General features: G+C 33.7%; 17 protein-coding genes and 4 pseudogenes. 3 read left to right on the forward strand and 18 right to left on the reverse strand.

Going from position 1 to position 21,426, the window contains the following annotated elements; all coding sequences use genetic code 11:
- Positions 1 to 150 precede the first annotated feature (150 nt).
- The 4 genes from C7954_RS03195 to C7954_RS03210 all read right to left on the reverse strand — a co-directional run bounded on the left by C7954_RS03195 (position 151) and on the right by C7954_RS03210 (position 4,878).
- Complete coding sequence (locus tag C7954_RS03195; protein ID WP_089655555.1) at positions 151 to 519, reverse strand: ArsR/SmtB family transcription factor; 369 nt, start codon at positions 517 to 519, stop codon at positions 151 to 153.
- Positions 520 to 631: 112 nt separating this feature from the next.
- The gene (locus tag C7954_RS03200; RefSeq protein ID WP_081374546.1) at positions 632 to 1,138 is read right to left on the reverse strand and encodes a class I SAM-dependent methyltransferase; all 507 of its coding nucleotides are present in this window, start codon (positions 1,136 to 1,138) and stop codon (positions 632 to 634) included.
- A gap of 220 nt (positions 1,139 to 1,358) precedes the next feature.
- On the reverse strand, positions 1,359 to 3,599 hold the full coding sequence (locus C7954_RS03205; RefSeq protein ID WP_133505636.1) for a heavy metal translocating P-type ATPase: 2,241 nt from the start codon (positions 3,597 to 3,599) through the stop codon (positions 1,359 to 1,361).
- A gap of 148 nt (positions 3,600 to 3,747) precedes the next feature.
- Positions 3,748 to 4,878 carry a M23 family metallopeptidase gene (locus tag C7954_RS03210; RefSeq protein ID WP_089717708.1) on the reverse strand — a complete coding sequence of 377 codons (1,131 nt, stop codon included), beginning with the start codon at positions 4,876 to 4,878 and terminating at the stop codon, positions 3,748 to 3,750.
- 296 nt (positions 4,879 to 5,174) lie between these two features.
- Here C7954_RS03210 and C7954_RS03215 point away from each other — a divergent pair, with 296 nt between their 5' ends.
- On the forward strand, positions 5,175 to 6,617 hold the full coding sequence (locus tag C7954_RS03215; RefSeq protein WP_134058659.1) for an ISLre2 family transposase: 1,443 nt from the start codon (positions 5,175 to 5,177) through the stop codon (positions 6,615 to 6,617).
- A gap of 437 nt (positions 6,618 to 7,054) precedes the next feature.
- Here the strand turns inward: C7954_RS03215 and C7954_RS03220 are convergent.
- From C7954_RS03220 to C7954_RS13790, 7 genes and pseudogenes are all read right to left on the reverse strand, one after another.
- Positions 7,055 to 8,575, reverse strand: a pseudogene (locus tag C7954_RS03220) (heavy metal translocating P-type ATPase); the annotation flags it as partial.
- A 230-nt stretch (positions 8,576 to 8,805) separates the two neighbouring features.
- On the reverse strand, positions 8,806 to 10,122 hold the full coding sequence (locus C7954_RS03225; RefSeq protein WP_076546278.1) for an IS1380 family transposase: 1,317 nt from the start codon (positions 10,120 to 10,122) through the stop codon (positions 8,806 to 8,808).
- A gap of 186 nt (positions 10,123 to 10,308) precedes the next feature.
- Positions 10,309 to 10,551, reverse strand: a pseudogene (locus tag C7954_RS14220) (heavy metal translocating P-type ATPase); the annotation flags it as partial.
- Positions 10,552 to 10,875: 324 nt separating this feature from the next.
- A pseudogene (locus tag C7954_RS14225) lies at positions 10,876 to 11,226 on the reverse strand (cation transporter); the annotation flags it as partial.
- Positions 11,227 to 11,472: 246 nt separating this feature from the next.
- On the reverse strand, positions 11,473 to 12,066 hold the full coding sequence (locus tag C7954_RS03235; RefSeq protein WP_134058668.1) for a peptidoglycan DD-metalloendopeptidase family protein: 594 nt from the start codon (positions 12,064 to 12,066) through the stop codon (positions 11,473 to 11,475).
- A 101-nt stretch (positions 12,067 to 12,167) separates the two neighbouring features.
- Entirely contained in the window at positions 12,168 to 13,292 is a 1,125-nt protein-coding gene (locus C7954_RS03240; RefSeq protein ID WP_134058671.1) for an IS3 family transposase, read from the reverse strand.
- A complete protein-coding gene (locus tag C7954_RS13790; protein WP_208320666.1) occupies positions 13,235 to 13,651 on the reverse strand; it encodes a transposase in 417 nt (138 codons plus the stop codon). The genes C7954_RS03240 and C7954_RS13790 overlap by 58 nt, the downstream gene beginning before the upstream one ends.
- Before the next feature lie 32 nt (positions 13,652 to 13,683).
- On the opposite strand from C7954_RS13790, the gene istA reads away from it, so the two are divergent.
- Both istA and C7954_RS03255 read left to right on the forward strand, forming a co-directional pair.
- On the forward strand, positions 13,684 to 15,261 hold the full coding sequence (gene istA, locus C7954_RS03250; protein ID WP_134058675.1) for an IS21 family transposase: 1,578 nt from the start codon (positions 13,684 to 13,686) through the stop codon (positions 15,259 to 15,261).
- Positions 15,261 to 15,644: an ATP-binding protein gene (locus C7954_RS03255; RefSeq protein ID WP_243833633.1), complete on the forward strand. Its 384-nt coding sequence runs from the start codon at positions 15,261 to 15,263 to the stop codon at positions 15,642 to 15,644. The genes istA and C7954_RS03255 overlap by 1 nt, the downstream gene beginning before the upstream one ends.
- 46 nt (positions 15,645 to 15,690) lie before the next feature.
- On the opposite strand, the gene C7954_RS03260 is transcribed toward C7954_RS03255, so the two are convergent.
- The 7 genes and pseudogenes from C7954_RS03260 to C7954_RS03290 all read right to left on the reverse strand — a co-directional run.
- On the reverse strand, positions 15,691 to 16,713 hold the full coding sequence (locus C7954_RS03260) for a tyrosine-type recombinase/integrase (protein ID WP_134058678.1): 1,023 nt from the start codon (positions 16,711 to 16,713) through the stop codon (positions 15,691 to 15,693).
- Complete coding sequence (locus C7954_RS03265; RefSeq protein WP_134058681.1) at positions 16,700 to 17,560, reverse strand: tyrosine-type recombinase/integrase; 861 nt, start codon at positions 17,558 to 17,560, stop codon at positions 16,700 to 16,702. Before C7954_RS03265 ends, C7954_RS03260 begins: the two co-directional genes overlap by 14 nt.
- 182 nt (positions 17,561 to 17,742) lie before the next feature.
- Complete coding sequence (locus C7954_RS03270; RefSeq protein ID WP_134058684.1) at positions 17,743 to 18,543, reverse strand: ExeA family protein; 801 nt, start codon at positions 18,541 to 18,543, stop codon at positions 17,743 to 17,745.
- Positions 18,536 to 19,054, reverse strand: coding sequence for a Mu transposase C-terminal domain-containing protein (locus C7954_RS03275; protein WP_134058688.1), 519 nt, complete (start codon positions 19,052 to 19,054; stop codon positions 18,536 to 18,538). The genes C7954_RS03270 and C7954_RS03275 overlap by 8 nt, the downstream gene beginning before the upstream one ends.
- A 95-nt stretch (positions 19,055 to 19,149) precedes the next feature.
- Entirely contained in the window at positions 19,150 to 20,169 is a 1,020-nt protein-coding gene (locus tag C7954_RS03280) for a site-specific integrase (RefSeq protein ID WP_134058691.1), read from the reverse strand.
- On the reverse strand, positions 20,166 to 21,119 hold the full coding sequence (locus tag C7954_RS03285; protein ID WP_134058693.1) for a tyrosine-type recombinase/integrase: 954 nt from the start codon (positions 21,117 to 21,119) through the stop codon (positions 20,166 to 20,168). The genes C7954_RS03280 and C7954_RS03285 overlap by 4 nt, the downstream gene beginning before the upstream one ends.
- A 1-nt stretch (position 21,120) precedes the next feature.
- Positions 21,121 to 21,294 (reverse strand): annotated as a pseudogene (locus C7954_RS03290) (integrase); the annotation flags it as partial.
- Positions 21,295 to 21,426: the final 132 nt, after the last annotated feature.

The following is a 21,426-nucleotide window of genomic DNA, read 5'->3' on the forward strand; positions in this document are numbered from 1 at the left end:
CCCAGAAAAGCTCCATCATTGACTGAACAAAATGAAGTTTCCCTGAGGGTGAACCATCCAACCCAAATTTCTAGTTCAATAATAAAATGCATTGTTTCTGAAAAATCCAGTAAGTTTAATTTTTATAAACTACATCTAAAGATAAAAATATTAATCCTCTAAAACGTGATTCAAACCCTGTCCAAACAAACATAAAACATGATTATCATCCAGAGAGTAATAAACAGACCTACCTTCCTTTCGATATTTAACTAGGTTATTGTTCCTAAGAACTCTTAATTGATGAGATATTGCAGAAGAACTCATTTCCAGTATTTCAGACAAATCACAAACACATAACTCCCTATCTTTTAAAGCATATAAAATATTTATCCGTGTTGGATCTCCTATGGTCTTAAATAGTTCTGAAAGCTGATAAACAATATTTTCTTGAAGTTTACGGTCTTTCATTAAATTTACAACCTGCTCATCCGGGTCAAACACTTCACACATATCACAAAAATTTTTGTCTTTTGCCATTAAATCATCTCCCCCAAATCAAAACTAGCACCTTATATTTATTTTAACATAGATTAATTTCTAATAGAAGGCATTTACTTTAATCTAAATTATACAGCAGCAATTATTGGGGTTAAACTTTATATCCTGAAGCAACAAAGACACCGCCATTTTTAAAACTGTGATTTAAATTAAAATCTTTCACTTCTTTTCTGCTTTTTAAATACTCCCAGGTTGGTCTAGTAACATCAGCATTACCAATTAAGTCTATAAAACGGCCCCATAAATTGAGTTCTTCCATATACCAATCCATAATAACAATTTTACCGCCAACCCTTACAAGCGAAAGACTTTTATCAATAACTTTTTGCCATTCAGGCATAGCTGATAAACCCAATTCGAGATAGATAGCATCAATATTTAATTCTTCTTCTGAAATAGATGCAATATCAGATTTATTAAATCTAGCAGCATCTTCATGTAAAGTTATTATATTATCCCAACCTTTTTTTCTAATTTTTTTTCTGGCTTTTGTCAACATTCCTTCAGAATAATCAATACCAATTATTAAACCATTACTTTTCAACTGATTTTTAAGATATTTAAAACTTTGTCCAGTTCCACAGGGTAAAACTATTATATTACTGTTTTTTTAAAATCCAGTTTTTCAATAGCAAATTTTCGCGGCTTGTGATAATACCAGTCAGGTGCTAGTAGATCATATAGATAAGAAAAGATATCATAATATTTCATTATAATCCCCCCACAGCCTTATAAATGATTTCCCCCTGAAGATTTTATCCAAACATATTTCTGATGAAATTATTTTTAAGCTTCAGAGGGATTTTTTACTTGCTTAATTAAACATTACGGCTAATTCTCATAGCATTAAAGACAGCAATTAATGCCACACCTACATCGGCAAAGACTGCTCCCCACATGGTTGCTAAACCCACAGCACCCATTATAAGTACTATACCTTTTACACCTAAGGCCAGAATAATGTTCTGCCAGACAATTTTTCTTGTTCTCCGGGCAGTATTAATAGCAGTAATTAATTTTGAAGGCTCATCTGTCATTAAGACAACATCTGCCGCCTCAATAGCTGCATCTGAACCAAGTCCTCCCATAGCAACACCTATATCAGAGCGAGCCAGAACAGGTGCATCATTGATTCCATCTCCTACAAAGATAAGTTTATCATTTTCTTTCTGTCTGCCAAGTAATTCTTCAATTTCATCTACCTTCTGATCCGGTAGAAGTTCAGAATAATAATTATCTAAGCCAAGCCGCTGGGCTACTCTCCCGGCAACTGCCTCCCGATCACCAGTTAACATAGTTAATTGCTTAATACCTAATTCTTTTAAACCCTTAATTGCCTTTATCGAATCCTCTTTTAATTCATCCGTAATTGTTATATAACCTGCGTATTTATTTTCAATCGCTAGATAAACAATTGTTCCATCTGCATCAACTTCCTGATATTCAATGTTATTTTTATTCATTAATTTGATATTACCTGCCAGAATTTCTTTGTCATCAACCACAGCTTTAATCCCGTGTCCAGAAATTTCCTGATAATCTTTTATTCTTTGATTATCAATTTTCTGGTCAAACGCTTCGACAATGGACTTTGCTATCGGGTGGGTGGAATGACTTTCAGCATAAGCAGCCATAGTTAAAATCCGCTCATTATTAAAGCCGTTATATGATTCCACCTTACTTACAGCAAATTCTCCTTTAGTTAAAGTTCCAGTTTTATCAAATACTATTTGACTGACATTATTCAGTGCTTCCAGATAATTACCACCTTTAACCAGAACACCCTGTCGCGATGCTCGACCTATTCCTCCAAAAAATCCTAACGGAATGGATACTACAAGTGCACAGGGGCAGGAAATAACTAAAAAGATAAGAGCTCGATAAAACCAGTCTGCAAAGGCTGCTCCCTGTAAAAATAGTGGCGGTAAGACCGCAATAGCCAGAGCCGAATAGACTACAACCGGTGTATAATAACGGGCAAATTTAGTAATAAACTTCTCAGTTGGTGCTTTTTTCCCACTGGCATTTTCCACAAGTTCCAAAATCTTAGATACTGTTGACTGACCATATTCTTTTGTCACTTCTACTGTTAATAAACCATCTTTGTTAATTGTTCCACTCAAAATTTCATCACCAGTTTCAACTTTACGCGGAACAGATTCCCCGGTAAGAGCTGAAGTATCCACCATAGAACTTCCTTCAAGCACTTCTCCATCAAGTGGTACTTTTTCACCAGGTTTTATAATTATTATATCACCTATTTGAACATCTTCAGGGTCAACCTCTTTTGTTGTATCTTCAAGTTTTAAATTAGCATAATCAGGTCTTATATCCATTAATTTTTTAATTGAGCGTCTGGAACGGTCAACTGCTCTTTCCTGGAAAATCTCACCAACCATGTAGAAAAGCATTACTGCTACACCTTCAGGAAACTCCTGAATAGAAAAAGCTCCAATTGTTGCTATACTCATTAAGAAGTTCTCATCAAAGACCTGGCCTCGCTTTATATTTTTGAAAGCTGCCATTAATACTGGTCCACCGATAAGCAGGTAACTGGAACCAAAAAGTAGCCATTCCAGATATATTGATAAACTTCCCAATTCTACTTCCAAAAATGGTAGTTCGAATAGAATTATTGCCAGAGCAAAAATTATTGTTCCCGGCCAGAATCGTTTTTTAAGATAAGAATTTTCATCGTCAACCCCATGATCGCGATCATGTCCGTGACTCTCTTCGTGATCATTTACACGACCGTCCTCGTGATTATGTTCATGGACCTGGTTGTGATCAGACTTTTGATTAGCTCTTTTTCGTCTATTTCTAGACTCCTTAACAGTTAAGCCAGGTTCTATTCTATCTGCAATTTCTTGCAATTCATTTTCAAATGAATTATCAGCACCCTCTCCTTCAACAGTAATCGTGCTGGTAGCAAAATTCAAACTCACCTTTTCTATATCCTCTAAATTATTAACTTCTTTCTCAATCTTACCTGCACAATTAGTACAGGCCAAACCTTCTAGTTCAAATTTCTTTTTCTTATTTTCTGCTTTTTCTGGCATAATAATCCTCCCTAGTTATAATTTAATATATGATTAATTGAATAATTGTTCATATATAGTATACCATTGAATTCGATTTTTGTCAACAATGATTGAGCAATTATTCATATATTGTTTAAATAAAAAGATTTACCCTTAGGTAAACCTTTTAAATATATGATAAAGGATCAACTGGTCTTCCATTAACCTGAACCTCAAAATGCACATTTGGTCCTGTTGTATTACCGGTATTACCGGATTTTGCTATTAAATCACCTTTTGAAACTCTATCTCCAGTATTGACTATCAACTTAGAATTGTGTGCATAAAGTGTTCTCATTCCTTTTTGGTGTTCAATAATAATAGTTTTACCATAACCTCTAGCCCAACCACTATATACAACTCTACCTTCACCTGATGCTTTCACTTTCGAACCTGAAGGAGCTGCATAATCAATACCTTCATGCATTCTACCCCATCTCCTACCAAAATAAGACGAGATTCTTGCATATACTGGTTTAGTAAATACTTTTTCAAGGCGATCACGATAACCAAATTCAGGTTTTGCTCCAGGTAAGATTAATGTATCACCAGGTTGAACCCTATTTGGATTATTAATTAAATTACTGGCAATAATTTTGTTTAAACTTATATTAAACTTATCAGTAATAGATGAAAGATTCTCCCCCGGACTTATTTTATATAAGATCCCTTTTACTGGAAGAACCTTAATCGTTTGACCGGGTTTTATTTTATTAATATTATTAATATCGTTTGCCCCAATTAAAGTATCTAAATCCACATTGTGCTTTTGAGCAATATCCCAAAGAGTTTCACCGTTTTCTACTCTGTGCTTTTTTATTTGATTAATTAAGCCAATTCTACTGCCCGGCTTTCGACTATTTTCTTTAACTAATTCTTCAGTAAAACCCTGACTGGAGCTTTCAATATTATACTTTGTGTCTTTATCTTTATATAATTTTTCTATGTATTCTAATTTATTATTAAATTCTAACTGATTTTCTGCAAAATTAAGATCTGAATTCTCTGAGAGGTTAAATTCGTCTTTGATTTTAACAAAATCGGTCTTTCTCTCCAGTGCATTTTTTCGCTTTTCCGTTATAATCAAACTAAAATCTGAATTTTCTTTTGAGTTTCGCTTAAGATCAAGTTCTTTTTTTACAGAAATAGATCCTCTGGGAACTCTTGTGCTTTCCAAATGCCGCTCTCCCAGAACAAAGTTTTTGTAAATTATTGTAAATGCAATTAATAAAAGAATAGCTGTAAATCTTTTTTTCATATTTCAGATTGCCCCCTGTTTTCATTAGTATTGTATAAAAATAGTAAAGAATAGAATAAACTTTTAATGTATGAGTAGATGTTCAAATATATTATACTATATTTCTTCCCTAGCGTCAAAAAAATCTTTCACCCTACTATTCACCGGACTTAATTAAATTATTGAAACAGGAGTAAAAGTTAGTGTAAAATAAAAGTGGGATTAAAGAATTGATTTATGTAAATAGGCAGGAATTTTAAAATAAATAAAGAAGGAGCCTCACAAGGACAAAAAATTAAAGAAAGGAGTGAGGCCCCTTGGAACTTGAATTAAGAATATTACAAAATAAAACTAATTTCAAGGATTTAGAGAAAGAAATTTTTCGAATTGTATGTAAAGAGGCTAGAATAAGATTTAAAAAGATCTTAGAGAAAATTGATCAGGCTATCATGGATAGCCGAGATAAAGATAAATTTAAACTTAAAGATATCAAAAAGAGAACTATTGACACCCTCTTTGGTGATGTGACTATCGAAAGAAGATACTACAAAGATTCCAATGATAAGTTCAGATTTCTTCTGGATGAGTATCTAAATATTCCTGCCAATGAAAGACAGTCTCCTGCTTTAAAAGAGATAGCGCTGGACCTGGTCCAGGAACTTCCATATAGAAAGGCTGCAGATAAAATAGATAATATTTTAGAAGCTTCAGCCAGTCATACAGCCATTTTTAACTGGGTCCAGAGAGAAGGAGAAAAACTTAGTAAAGAAGCTGAAACAAAACAGCTTGATTTCTTTAGAGATGGACTGATACCAGATGATAAAAATGGAGACAGAAAAGAAATAGACCACCTTTTTGTAGAAGCAGATGGTATTCATATACCACTTCAAAATGATGATAAACAAAAAGGTGAATTAAAGCTTGGGATGAGCTATCAGGGATGGGAAAAAAGACACCCTATGAGTGACGAATATAATTTAACTGGTAAAAAATATTATGGCGGAGTATTTAGCAGTGAAGAGTTCTGGAAAGAAACTGCAGCAGAGATGTATGAAGACTACTCTTTCAGTGATGGCAGTATTTCAGTTTTATGTGGAGATGGAGCTGAATGGATAACAACAGGTAGTGAATATATACCTCAGATAAAGGTGAGATTTTTAGATGAATATCACCTGAACAAAAAGTTTTTTAGAAAGCTTGGTAGATCAGAGTTTGTTCCTAAATTACTGGAAAATATAGAAGAAAGTGATATAGATAAGCTAAGAGAAAATCTAAAGAAAGCAAGACAGTACAGGCATAAAAAGAAAGATAAAAAGAAGGTAGACCAACTCAAAAAATATCTCCTAAAAAACTGGGGGTTTATCCGAGATAAAAAGCAAGAGCAAAAGAAAAAGAATTTAGGTTTACCTGATGAGATAAGAGGTCTGGGAGCAATGGAATCCAATATAGACAAAGTATTAGCTAATAGATTTAAAAAACGAGGTATGAGATGGTCTAGAAAAGGTGCCAGGAATTTAGCAAAGATAATAATAGCAGATAGAAATGACAGCCTAGAAAAGCATTTAAACAAGATTAACTGGGAGTTTAAAACAGATGACTTAAGAAAAGTATATAATAATGTGCAGAAAAAATATTCCAGATCAGAATCTGAAGTGCTAAAAGCTAAAATGCCTGCTCTTAAAGGTCCCAAATCAGGCCAGGACTGGGTTAAAGGATTAAAAAATATATCAGATCCAATGACAAATAACCCGATAAATTAAGCTGTTTAAATAGATTTTGATATTTACAGGAGAAGTATGTCTAAAAATAGTTAAATTTAAAGTTAAAAACTAAAAGCTGATATTAACTAAGATTTAAGCTCAAAAAATGGGTTTAAATAAAGAAAATATAAGATTTTGTCTTTGTGAGGAAAAAGTCTCCCACAAAAGCTTGACACAAACTAATCTGATTTATTTGTTTTATTTTCCATAAGCTCAGGTATATAATAGACAATATTATTACATAAGTATTTTCTAGCATAAAATCACTCCTTATATTGAAGAACTTCAGGGTAAGTAGCTTTTACCCTGAAGATTCTACTCATACTACAACAATACATCCGAAGGAACCCTACATTGATTGAAGTTATATGGAACCTACACGGTCTACACTATCTTTCTAATGATCAATTTTTAAAATATTTCTAAGGGTCACTTAATTATACATTACGACTTATCCTCATGGCGTTAAGTACAGCCAGTAAAGCAACACCTACATCGGCAAATACTGCTTCCCATATAGTTGCCATACCCAAAGCTCCCAGGACTACAAAAAATCCTTTTACAGCTAATGAAACAATAATATTTTGCCAGACAATTCTCCTTGTTTTTCGAGCAGTTTCAATAGCAGTTATCAGTTTAGATGGTTCATCTGTCATTAGAACTACATCAGCAGCTTCAATTGCTGCATCTGAACCTAAACCGCCCATTGCTACACCAATATCAGAACGAGCCAAAACAGGTGCATCATTAATTCCATCACCTACAAAAATTAATTTATCTTTCTCATCTTTATTAGTTAATAATTCTTCAACCTTCTCAACCTTCTGATCAGGTAATAACTCAGCATAGTAATTATCAAGTCCCAGTCTAGCTGCAACACTCTCAGCAACAGCCTTGCGATCACCTGTTAGCATTGTTAAATTCCGAATACCTAATTTTTTCAAACCTTTAATAGCTTCCGCTGTATCAGCTTTTATCTCATCAGTTATAGTAATATAGCCGGCATATTTTTTATCAATTGCTAAATAAACAATGGTACCATCTTCATCTGCTTCCTGGCAGTCAATATTCTCTTTATTCATCAATTTAATATTACCTGCAAGTACTTCCTGGTCATCAATTACTGCCCTAATACCATGACCAGATATTTCCTGATAATCATCTATCTTGTCAGTTTCTATATCCTGTTCGTAGGCCTCCAGAATAGATTTTGCAATAGGATGTGTGGAATGGCTTTCAGCATAAGCAGCCTTAGCGAGGATCTCATTTTTTTTAAATCCATTATATGACTCTACTTTGCTAACAGAGAATTCTCCCTTTGTTAAAGTACCGGTTTTATCAAAGACAATTTCTGTCACATTATTCAAAGCCTCTAGGTAGTTTCCGCCTTTAACCAGTATTCCCTGACGAGAAGCCCTTCCGATTCCCCCAAAAAAGCCTAGAGGTATAGATACCACAAGTGCACAGGGACATGAAATAACCAGGAATATTAGGGCACGATAGAACCAATCCACAAAGACTGCTCCTGGTAGAAATAGTGGTGGTAATACTGCTATAGCCAGGGCAGCATAAACTACTACTGGTGTATAGTAACGGGCAAATTTTGTAATAAACTGTTCAGTTGGAGCTTTTTTCCCACTGGCATTCTCTACCAGATCAAGTATCTTAGCTACAGTTGACTGCCCGTATTCTTTATTTACTTTGACAGTTAATAAGCCATCTTTATTTATCATTCCTCCCAAAACATCTTCACCTGGTTCTACCTTACGGGGAACTGATTCCCCTGTCAGGGCAGATGTATCAAGCATTGAACTGCCGTCCAGCACTTCTCCGTCAAGTGGAACCTTTTCACCAGGTTTAATTAAAATAACATCACCAATTTGAACACCTTCTGGATCAACTTTTTGGATTCCATCATCAGTTTTTAAATTAGCGTAATCAGGTCGAATATCCATTAACCTGAATTATTCATAGCAACCACAAAATAAATTTTTCCTTTTATTTAACTCTAAAATCATCTGATTTAAGAACTTAAAAATATTTTTTTGAGTTGAATTCTTAAAAAAGATCTGTTTTTGGTATTATGGTAAAAATTACTATTAAAATCGGGTATAGATATCCCCTGTTCTTCCTTTTTGTCTTTAAAACTTTACAGGCCCTATATGTTAAGGTAGTTTAGTATTCAGGTTCAGATAAATCCCAAACCCTGTATATTATCCAGTACCTTAAAGAATAATTCTTTGTTGGGACAGCCTTCTGCCAGTTTGTAATAAATATATCTGCCTGTTTTTACTATTCTGGCTGCTATTTTAATTAATTTTGTTCTGATAGTCCCGATTCTGTCTGATTGGTTAGCTTTCGGAAAACAGAGGCGCCGCAGCCAGTTGTTTAGATTATAAGCCAGCATCATCTGCTGTAATTTATTAGCGTTTGCCTGATATTCACTGCTGCTCATTTTACCAAAGGCAAAACCTCTTTTTCCTTCTTTGATAAAGTTTTCCATGGTTCCCCGCTGACAGTAAAACTTAACTATTTCTCGGGGAGATTTATCTTTTATACCGGTAACAATAAATGTATGGTTGTAGACTAATTGACCTGCCGGTTTTTCAATTTTAACTACAACTCTTCGGCTTTTGTCCCAGCTGCCGGCCTGATAGTTAAATTCACCATAAATGACCTGTTTTTCAGATGTTTCAGAGTTCCGGTTTAGTTTTTCTAAAAGTGGCTCTGCTAAATCATATAGTTTTGCATTGGCTTTTAATCTTATGGCATAGGAGATATTATGTTCTTCAGCCATCCGATAAATACCCGGTGTGGCAAAACCGCTGTCAGCTCTTAAACAAAGAGGGATTTCTTTAAACTTTTTGCTGTATTTTTTAAATACCGGACCTATAAATCTTACAGCACCTCTTGATGTATATACATTACCGGATCTGAGTTCAGCTTTAATCAGGTCTCCGGTAACTCCATCAAACATTAACAGTGGATGATATCCATTTGCTTTATAGTGATGGTTGTAGTCAGAACCGTACTGCTTTCCATAGGTTTCACAGCCGGTTGAATCAAGATCAAAGATTATTTCTTCGGGAGCTTCATATTCATAAATTTTATCGAGCAGGTTAAAATTAACCTGCTGCAGCTGTTTCATATTTTCTTTATTAACACAGCTATTTAATCTTGAAATGGTTGGCTGTGAAGCCAGTATTTCTTTGTTCAGAACAGTCTGGAATAGAGAGTCAGATCTAAGATCGTCTGCATCATCATCAGCGTGATAGCCGGCGGTATTCTGATAAATACGCTGCAAAACAACATCCTCATTTTCATGTAATCTATGATCAACATCATCATCAAATTCTAAAACGTTCTTTATTTCCTGACTGAAGCCAATTTGATTATCAAATTCTTTAAAAATTAGCAGACCGGAATCGGAAGTTAAATCACCACCATTAAAATTTATTCTTATATTCGACTTGAAATTCACCTTTTTTTCAGATATAGTAACCACATGGAGTCCCTCCTTTTAATTTTGGTGTAGTTACTATTATTATAAAGGAAAGGGGCTCCCTTTTCTATGCTTTTAGAGAAAAATTTTAATAAAACTCTTTCACCCACTGGGTGAAAACAATATTTTAATAGATTATTGATATACTGGGCCTGACAATTTATTTCGTGGTTGCTATGAATAATTCAGGATTAAGCTTTTAATTGAACGGCGGGACCTATCGACTGCCTTCTCCTGAAACATCTCTCCGACCATATAAAATAGCATAACAGCTACACCTTCAGGAAACTCCTGAATTGCAAAAGCACCAATGGTAGCAATTCCCATTAGGAAATTTTCATCAAAAACCTGGCCTCTTTTAATATTTTTGTAAGCAGCCATTAATACCGGACCACCTATCAAGAGATAACTGGAACCATATAAAATCCATTCAATAAAAGCTGGCAACTCAGCTACTTTGCTCCTAATAGCTGGTATCTCAAATAGAATAATAGCGATAGCAAAAAGTACTACTCCAGGCCAGAAACGTCTTTTCATATAGCTATTTTCTTCTTCAGTGCCATGGTTATAATCTTGAGCATGACTGTTATCATTACTATTTTCCTTATTTGCCTTACTTTCTGCTTCCCTGATAGTAAGACCAGGCTCAATTCTATCTGCAATCTCCTGTAATTTTCCCCTAAAGGATGAGTTATCAATATTTTCACCTTGAATAGATATTTTACTGGTAGCAAAGTTTAGTTCTGCCTTTTCTACCTGAGGCAGGTCATTTACTGCTTTCTCAATTTTTCCAGCACAATTAGAACAGGTTAATCCTTCAAGAATATATTTTTGACTATATTCTCTTATCTTTCCGCTTCCCTGTTCTACAGTAATACCACTTTCAATTTGATCAACTAACTCTTGTAACTCTTTAGTCATATTTTCAACCTTATCACTATTACCTTCAATTAAGATTTTACTTACTGCGAAATTCATCTCTGCTTCCAGAACATATGGAAGCTCCTGAACCGCCTTTTCAATCTTGGCAGCACAATTAGAACATGATAAACCATTGAGTATATATTTCGCCTTATATTTACTTTTTACTAATGTTGCTTCTGTCATCCTTACCCCTCCATTTCAACATATCATAATATAGTATAAGTATATGTTCATTTGAATGATTGTTCATATATAGTATATAAACAATATTTAATTTTGTCAAGAGATTTATCAGATTTTTTTCATTTTTTTAGATCAAAAAAACAGTAACATTGGCCTGACTTAATATAATTGACCTTTTACTCAATTAATCAGGTTATTACTGTTTTATATTGTTTAATACCTTAAATTTTGTTACCTCAAGCTTAATTATCTTAAATATGATAATGGATTAGTTGGTCTACCATTTACCTGTACTTCAAAATGCATATTAGGACCAGTGGTTGTCCCTGTATTCCCTGATTTAGAAATTAACTCTCCTCTACTGACCCACTCTCCACTTCCAACCAGTAGTTTTGAATTATGACCATATAATGTTCTTAGTCCCTTTTGGTGCTCGATAATTATAGTCTGTCCATATCCGCGAGCCCAGCCACTATAGACAACCTTTCCATCACCGGCTGCTCTAACTTGAGTGCCTATATTAGTAGCATAATCCAAACCTTCATGCATCCTACCCCATCTTCGGCCAAAATAAGATGATATGCGGGCATTTATTGGTTTTATGAATAGTTTTTCCAGGCGATCCCGATAACCAAATTCAGGTTTTGCTCCAGGTAAAATAAGCATCTTACCGGGATAAACCCTCTCAGGGTCAGCAATTTGATTACTATCAATTACCCTTTTGATACTGATTTCAAATTTATCTGCTATAATGGAGAGATTTTCACCAGGTCCTATTTTATAGATAATTCCTTTAACAGGAAGAATCTTAATTACTTCTCCTGGCTTAATTCTATTCATATCATTTATATCATTTGCTCCAATTAAGGTACGGTGTTTGTCAAGAAAGTTGTCGCATTTAGTTAAAAATTTCTTTGAATACCACTCCTGCAGTAGATCATTTAAGAACTCTGCTGGTTGAGATAATTTTCTACTTCAGCAATATCCATTGGATTTAAAGTTACATATTCTGGCAGGCTCCAATCTCTAATATCCCCTGACCATCTTTCAGGATGTTCTGCTTTAGCCTTTAAATATGTTTCTTTTCTCTTTTTCATGATCTCTATATCAAGCCCGTAATGTCTCTGATAGGGAGATAAAAACTTAATTCCGCTATGTAAATGCTGGTGATTATACCAGCGAACAAACTCTGCTACCCATTCTCTGGCTTCATTTAGGTCCTTAAAGCCTTTATTGGGATAAACTGGTCTGTATTTCATTGTCTTAAATAATGACTCAGAATAAGGATTATCATTACTTACTCTTGGTCTTGAAAATGAGCTCTGTACTCCCAGTTTTTCAAGTGTTGCTAAAAATGTTGCTGCTTTCATTGGACTGCCATTATCAGAGTGTAGTACCAGGGGGTTATCTTTTGCTGCTATACCCTGAGACAGGGAAGCTTTTCTGATCAGTCTTTTAGAATACTCAGCATTTTCTGTTTCCCAGACTTCATAAGCTACTATCATTCTGCTGAACATATCAACGATTAAATAGAGCTTAAAGAAGCTGCCTTTAATCATCGCATTCAGCCAGGTGATATCCCAGGTCCAGACCTGATTGGGAGCAGTAGCAATATGAGTAGGAGTTTCTCGTTTGACAGGTTCTTTACTTTTAGCTCGATGAGTATTCATTTTTTCCTCATCTAAGACTCGATAAAAGGTGGATTCTGAAGCTATATATTTACCCTGACTGGCAAGTTTAGGAACAATTTGAGAAACTGGTAAGTCTGCAAATTCTTTGCTGTTTGAAACTTCAATTATTTCTTTTCTTTCAGCCTCAGTTAATTTATTTTTGGGTTCTGGTCTTTCTACCAGAGGCCGCTGGTCTTCTTTAACAGTACCACCTTTTGACCATCGTTGGTAGGTTCTCTGTGATATATTAAGTTCCTCACATGCTTTAAATTTTCTACAGCCGTTTGCATGTGCTTCATCAATTAGTTCTACTGCTTTTTTGCGATCTGAAATTTCTATTAATCGTCCTCTGGGTCCCCCCAGATCGCTCGGGCCTTTTTTCTGAGCACCAGTAATGCTGCAGTTTCAGCAAGAGCTTTTTCCTTTTCACGAAGTTCTTTTTCTAATTCTTTAGCTTTCTTTTGTTCTTTTTTTAGATTATCTTTAAGTTCTTTAGGATCTTCAAATTTATTTTCGTTGGCGTTCTGACACTGCTTAATCCAGCTTTTTAGTTCTTCGACATGAATGCCTTTTTCACGGCAGTATTTAGCTGTTTCAAGTTCTGAGAGGCTTGCTGTTTCTAAAACAGCCTGGAATTTATCATTTGAAGACCAATTCTTTGCCTTTTTATTGCTGGTTGTATATGATAATTTAAAAGTGACCCAGGATAATAATTTAAAATTGACCCGTTTAAATAGATAATATAAACTGTCCATAATAAAATATAAATTATGGGCAGGTGAAAAAGGTGATAAAATTGAATGATAAAGCCAATATTCTAATTAAACATTTTGTCGAGGGTCAATCAATTAGAAAAATATCTAGAGAGTCAGAATTTTCAAGAAATACTATCCGAAAATATATCCGAGATCATGATGAAAAACTTCAGGATCTGGATAAAGCAAAATCCAGAGATGAAATTCTAACCTTAATTGAATCCCTGGTAGAAACTCCTGAGTATGACAGCTCTAATCGTAATAAATATAAAATGAATGAAGCTATCAAAAAAGACATCGCTTACTGTATTAAAGAAAACAAAAAACGGCGAGCAACAGGTAGGCGTAAGCTGCAGCGTAAAAAGATTGATATTCATGAATATTTGCTTGGTAAAGGTCATGATATTAGCTACTCAACAGTCTGCAACTACATCAGAAACACCTACGAAAATGCAGCCAAAGAAGCATATATAAAACAGCTCTATCATGAAGGAGAATCACTTCAGTTCGACTATGGTGAAGCTAATTTAGAAATTGCAGGTAAAAATAAAACTCTTAATATGGCTCTATTCACAACTGGTTTTGGTTTTCATCACTATGGTAAATTCTATGCCAATAAAAAGATGACTTCATTTTTAGATGCCCATGTTAAAGCATTTGAGAACTTCAATGGAGTATATCATGAAGTAGTCTATGATAATTTAAAACAGGCTGTAAAAAGATTTGTTGGTCCTTCGGAAAAGGAAGCTACTGAGGATTTAGTTAAGCTTTCCCTCTACTATGGCTTTAAATACCGCTTTTGTAACGCATATCGCGGGAACGAAAAAGGCAAAGTTGAGAAAGGTGTTGATTTCGTCAGGCGGCGGATCTTCTCTCAGAAAACAAGTTTTGAATCCATAGAAGAAGCTAATGCATATCTTGCTGCAGGACTAAAAAGACTTAACTCAATGAAAAAAGCTAAATTAGATAACAGATCACCATATGAGCTCTGGCAGCAGGAAATACCATATCTACTACCTTTAAAGCCTCCGTATGAGGCCTGTAGAGAAAAAGAATGTAGAGTCAATAAATACAGCTTTGTAACCTTTGAACAGAATAAATATTCTGTACCCGATCATCTTGTTGGAAGATTTGTTAACAGCAGAATTTACTCAGATTATATAAAAATATACTACAACGATGAACTGGTGGCAAAACATCAGAGAATATATGAAGTTCATAAATGCAGTATTGAAATTGAACATTATCTTCTAACTCTAAAAAGAAAGCCTGGTGCATTGAAAAACTCCCTAGCTTTTCATCAAATGGCACCAGACCTCAAAGAGATATATGAATTATACTACGATAATTATACCAGAAAAACTAAAGAATTCATAGAGCTTTTAGAACTGGTAAGTGAGAAAGGTCTGGACGAAATTAAGGGTGCTATAGAAACTCTTTCTAAAAACAAAAAGTCAATGGTAACAACTGCTAATATCAAAGTGTTAGTTCAAAAAGAGAATACTCCTGATTTTACAATTTCCAGTGAAATAAATGAGAATTCTCTGGAACTATTAAAAAAATGGGATACCATGTTTAGTCTCCAAAATCATCAGGAGGTGATCCAGTAATGGATAAAGAAATTATCTTAGAAACTAAAAATTATATCAAAGAGCTAAAGATTGCTGGTATTAGAAACGATTTAAATCAAAAGCTGGCGGAAGCCTATCGTGACAATACACCTTACGAAGAATTATTAAGAGATCTTTTTAGAGATGCATATGATATGCGAAAAGAAAACGGCCGCAAAAATAGAATTAAAAATGCTAAATTTCCCTACAAAAAGTATCTGGATACGCTGATTGTAGATTATCTACCTGAAAGTGCTCAAGCTAAGTTTAAAGAATTAAAGTCGCTTAAATTCATTGAAGAAAACAGAAACATAATTTTCTCTGGAAACCCAGGAACTGGTAATTATCGAAAGTTTTTGTTTATGGAAAGTTTTCAGATGTAAACCTTGAAAAATCAGAATAATTTCTCTGAAAACTTCCCATAACTAATTACTTGCAGAAATTATGCAACCAGCTTAATAATTCCTGATCTTCAGTCCAGTTAGGTATATCATCAGGTACAACCTCGATATATGCTGCTTCTAAAGCTTTTCTCTTTAGTTGAGAATTAACTTTTGCGTAATGCTCGGTAGTTGTCACACTTGTATGACCTAACAAATCTCGAATATAGATTAGATTTACTCCTGCTTCTAGCAAATGAATTGCCTTAGTATGCCTCATCATATGAGGTTTTAATCTATCTGGAAATAATATTTTAGGATTTTTATCTTTTGCATTTTTTAAATATTTTTCAAGTATATAGGTAATACCAGGTCTTGTAAATGGTCGATGGTTACTGTTAAAAAACAAAGGGTGATCCTCTTTACCATTTTTTAATAGTTTGTCCTCTATCATATAATTTTCAAGAAGACCTTTTGTTTTTTCCATTATGGGAACATACCGTTGTTTTCTTCCTTTACCAGATAATAATAGAGTTGCTGGAGCTGTCAGTCTCACATTACGAACTTTTAAATCAATTAATTCCTGAACTCTGGCACCACTATCGTAAAGAGTAACCATCATTGTTAAATCTCTTCTACCTTTAAAAGTATTAAGATCTGGTTGCTGGAAAATATATTCTAAAGATTCTTTTGTCAAAAACTCTATTGATTTAATTTCTCGTTTCTTAAAAGGAATACCCAATATTCTCTGACACTCAAATAATACTTCGGGATTTTCTGATTGAACATACCTAAAAAAGCTGTGTATTGCTGCCAGTCTCTGATTTCTGGTGTTAATACTAACTTTTTTGTTTTTTTCAAGCCAGTAAAGAAAATCTTCAATTTTTTCTTTACTCAATTCATTAAATGTTAAATATTCTGGAGATATATTAGCTTCATCCTTTAAATATAACAGTAATTGCTTAAATGTATCTCGATATGATTTAATAGTATTGGTACTTAAATTTCTCTGACCTGCCAAATATTTGGTAAGAAAATCAGTTATTGCTTTTGCAAAATCAGTCTGTCTCATGGAAAATCACCTCAGGAATTAAATATGAGAAATGATTTTCCACATTAGCAACTATTGCTGGATATAAATCTGCTGTAAGTTTCAAATAGTGTTGAGTACCTCTTAAATCATTGTGACCTAAATAAACTGAGAGATAAGGAAGAAGGTTGGTTAAATCTTCACCCTTTAATACCCAATTTTTTAAACAGTGAACAGCAAAAGTATGACGAAAATCGTGAATCCTGGGGCCTTTACCACTATGGGAAATCCCCACTTCCCAGATTAAATCTCTAAAATATCTATAGATTGTAGAACTACCATAATGCCCACCATATGGTGATGGGAAAAAATATTCTCCAGAATAATCAGATTGCTGTATAGCATTAAGATAATTATGACATCTGACTAATAATGAATCAGATAAAGGCACCAATCTTTCTTTACCAAATTTAGTATTTCTAATATATAGAATTCCTTTTTTAAAATCAACATCAATAATTTTTAAATTAAGTGCTTCTGAAATTCTTAAGCCAGTTCCATAAAGCAATCTAAAAATTAAAGACATAACTAAATGCCTGTTAGGAGTTAATTCAGAAACAGGACAACTATCTGCTGCTAAAAAAATATTTTTTAATTCTTTTTTTGAAAAGATGTAAGGAGTATATGAATATCTGGAAATCTTTAAAATTTTACCAGGCACTATATAAGCTTCATAGCCTATTCTAACTAAATATCTGGCGAAACCTCGAATGTTTGAAATTCTACCGTTTCGAGTGCTATCACTTTCATTTTGATTTTTGGTGGTCCATAATAATACTAACTCTTTAGATAATATTTTTTCAGTGAGCTTATGCTTGACTAAAAACAAATCAAATCTTTCTTGTCATCTTGCAATTTAATCCAGTAAAATTTATCAGTTTAAATCAGTATAAAATAGCTAAAAATACAGCTTGATTTTCACATTAAATTAGTAAAAGTAAAATAGTTTAGCAAATTAAATCAGCCAGGGACTTAAAAAAAGCCCCTGTAATCTGATAAATATTTTTCACTTTAAAAAGTGTCTTTTTCACAGGCTTTGAAGACAATTTCCTGGTTTATCTGCTCTGCTTTAAGCTGAAAGCCTAAAAGCAGTGAATCAACTGCAATATTGTTAATTAATCTGGGCAGTCCTCTCGATCTTAAGGTAATTGCCTCCAGAGCCTGAGGTGTAAAAACTGGATGATTTGCTCCAGCTAGTTTAAGCTGGTGTTCAACATATGCTCTAACTTCATCCTTGTTTAAAGGTGTCAGCTGATACTTCATGATTACTCTCTGATTTAAGGACTGGTTCTGATTTAAATTGAGTTTTGTCATAAAGTGTGAAAGTCCTGAAAGAATAAGGATAAATGGATTTTGAGAATCCATAGCAAAATTAAATAATATCCCGAGATCATTTAGAAATTTGTTGGGAGCAAGCTGCATCTCATCTAAGATAATGATCGGTGTAATCTTTTTCTCATTGTAGAATTTTAAGATAGCATCCTGAACCTGATTAAAGAGATCAACCTTTCTGAATTTAGGTTCTTCACCCAGGCCATTGGCTATGCCTCGGTAAAAATCCATTACAGAACCTGTAGATAAAGGAAAATAGATAACCTTAAATAAAGAAGGATTAAGATCATCGGCCATTGCTCTCAGAGCAGAAGTTTTGCCGCTTCCAGGTTCACCAACAATCACAGCAATACCTCTTGTTTTTTTAAGATAATTAAGTCTGGCAGTAAGCTCTTTTAGATTTTGAGACTGGTAAAGATTTTTAGTTTCAATCTCTTTTCTAAAAGGATTATGAGATAAAGAATAAAAAGATTTATACATCTTCTTTACCTCCTTTGCTCATTGCAGCAAAAGAGAGGTGATTTCCTCTTTTAGCATGGGCATTATCAACCATAATCACAGGCTCAGCTTCAGCAATGCAGCTGCCATTTTCATAAAGATAAATATGTTCATATGTTTCTGGATCAAAACGAATCTTAACCTTTTTACCAATATAGACTGGTGGTACCTGATAGAGATTTGAATCAACAGAAATAGTTCCATCATGTCTGACTTTTCTCTGTGCTCTTTTGAGAAAAAGCATCTTAAGTTTTTCAGGATTATCATATGTTTTAACCTGACTTATCTGGGACATGTATTTATCCAGAGGAGTCATGTTTAAAGAAGAATGCACTTTACGGTGATAATCCTTTTCCAGCCAACTGAAAAAATGATGATTGAGTTTTTCTAGTGATGATAAATCTTCATCAGTTAAAAGAGGTAAAAACCTTTTTCTGACAGTGAGAAAAAACCTTTCAATTTTGCCCTTGTTATGTGAAGCTTCGCATAACAAGGGTTATGCAAAGTATATGATTATGTAAAGTAAACTCTTAAACTGTTGTAATTGCTTCATAGTCTCCAAATTCACTTTACATAATTTGAGTTAATCTATTGATTAAATTTTTTCAGCCAAGATAATAAATTGTCATTATCCTGCCATTGTGGTTTTTCTTGAGGAGAAACATCAGTATAGGCTTTTTCAATTGCCTCGCGTTTCTGTCTGGAATCAGCTCTGGCATAGACTTCAGTTACCTGAACCGAGCTATGACCAAGAATATCTCTAATATAAACAAGATTAACTCCTGCCTGAAGTAAGTGCATAGCCTTTGAATGCCTCAATGAATGGCATGAAATTTGATCAGGTATTAAAGCAGGTACTTTTTCTTTAGCCGAGTTGCTGTATTTTTTTAGAATATAATTCACTCCAGCTCTTGTGAGCTTTTCTTTACGACTATTAAAAAATAATGGATATTCATTTGCATAATCTTTCAATAGAGCATTTGCTTCCATATATTTTTTTAAAATTTTAGCTGTTGGCTCCATTAAGGGAACTATTCTTGCTTTTTTTCCTTTGCCAATTAGTTTAACTGTATACGGTTTATCGAAGCGAATACTTGATGGTGTTAAATCAATGATTTCCTGCACTCTGGCTGCTGTATCATACATTAAGCTTAACAAAGCCAGGTTGCGTTGCCCTGATTTTAAACTTTGATCAGGCATTTCCAGTAACAATTTAATCCCATCTAAGCTTAAATAATTAATTGTTTTCTTTTCTGATTTTTTAATAGGTATTGATAATATTCTCTGCCATTCCTGTAGATTTTCAGGGTTTTGGTATTGAAGATATCTAAAGAAAGAATGTATAGCTGCCAGCCGAATATTTCTGGTTGTTATGCTGCACTGTCGCTGATTTTCTATCCAATCTAAAAAATCAACAATAATATCTTTTCTGATAATTTCTAAAGTAATACTTTCTGCAGGAATGTTTTTGCTATCCTTAAGAAAGTTAAGAAAAAGAATAAAGGTATCCCTGTAAGATAAAATAGTATTTTCGCTGACTCCTTTTTCCCCAGGTAAATAAACTTTTAAAAAAGAAGTTAAATAATAGGAAAAGCCAACTGTTTTCACGGAAGCTTCACCTCTGGAAAAATATATGAGCAGAGATTATTAACTTCCTTAATTAATTCTGGATACATATCAGATGTCAGTCTAACATATCTATCTGTTGCTTCCAGTGATTGATGCCCCAAATATTTAGACAGAATAGGTAAAGAATAATATAGATCAAGATCAGATTCTGCCATTTTAATCAGTGAATGAACACTAAAGGTATGTCGAAAATCATGGACTCGTGGACCTTTCCCTTTACCTCCATGAGAAATATTGGCTTCCCATAATATTTTTCTGAACCAGCGATAAACAGTATTAGAGGCATAACTGCTTCCATCTTGCTGAGTGAAAAAATACTTTGTGATTAGATTTTTTGATAGACATTTTTCCCTGTATATCAGGCAGATGTCAGTTAATGAATCAGATAAAGGTAAAATTCTATCTCTATCATTTTTAGAATCTCTAATAATAATATATTTCTCTGATAAATTAACATCTTCAGTTTTTAAAGCAAGGGCCTCACTAACTCTTAAACCACAGCCATATATCATGCGAAATACAATGGGAATAACATATCTTGTATTTGATCTTTTATGGAATTTTAAATTATCACAGGCATCAAAAAAACTTTTAATTTCTTCTTTAGAGAAGATATATGGTGTAAAGGTAGTTTTTTTGAATTTAATCTGCTCTGGAATATATGATTGATATCCAAGCTTGTTTAAATAAATCGAGAAATTTTTAATATCATTAACTCTTGTATATCTTGTAGTATCAGCTTCATTTTTTCGTTTTTTAGCCCATTTATCAGATATATCTTTAGTTAAACCTATCTCAGTAAATTCATTTTTAATAATAAATCGATCAAATGTTTTAAAACTAGAAATCTCTTTGTAGTCATAACCAATATTTCTTTTGAACTCTATATACTGTTTTAAAAGCACTGCATATATGCTCTTAAATTCCATTTTAGTTCACCTCCTGAATATAATAAGGTGAATTTAGATCTGGAACTTCAAGTGAGCACTGTCTTAAAGAATCTAAATCTATTCTTAGATATGTTTTTGTGCTTTCTGTACTGCTATGACCCAACACTTCTGAAATAACTGGAAGTGGAGTTTTTTGCTCCAGTAAAGAACAGGCAAGGCTGTGGCGATTATGGAGAGCTCTCCATAATCGCCATTATGTAGAGGAAAAGATTATGGTGAGTAGCTGTTAATTTCATTAAGATACTTGTATTTTTAATTAAAACACTCACCATAATTATCATTTAAC

The organism is Halanaerobium congolense (assembly GCF_004366375.1).
In the GTDB taxonomy this organism is placed as follows: Bacteria; Bacillota; Halanaerobiia; order Halanaerobiales; family Halanaerobiaceae; genus Halanaerobium; species Halanaerobium congolense.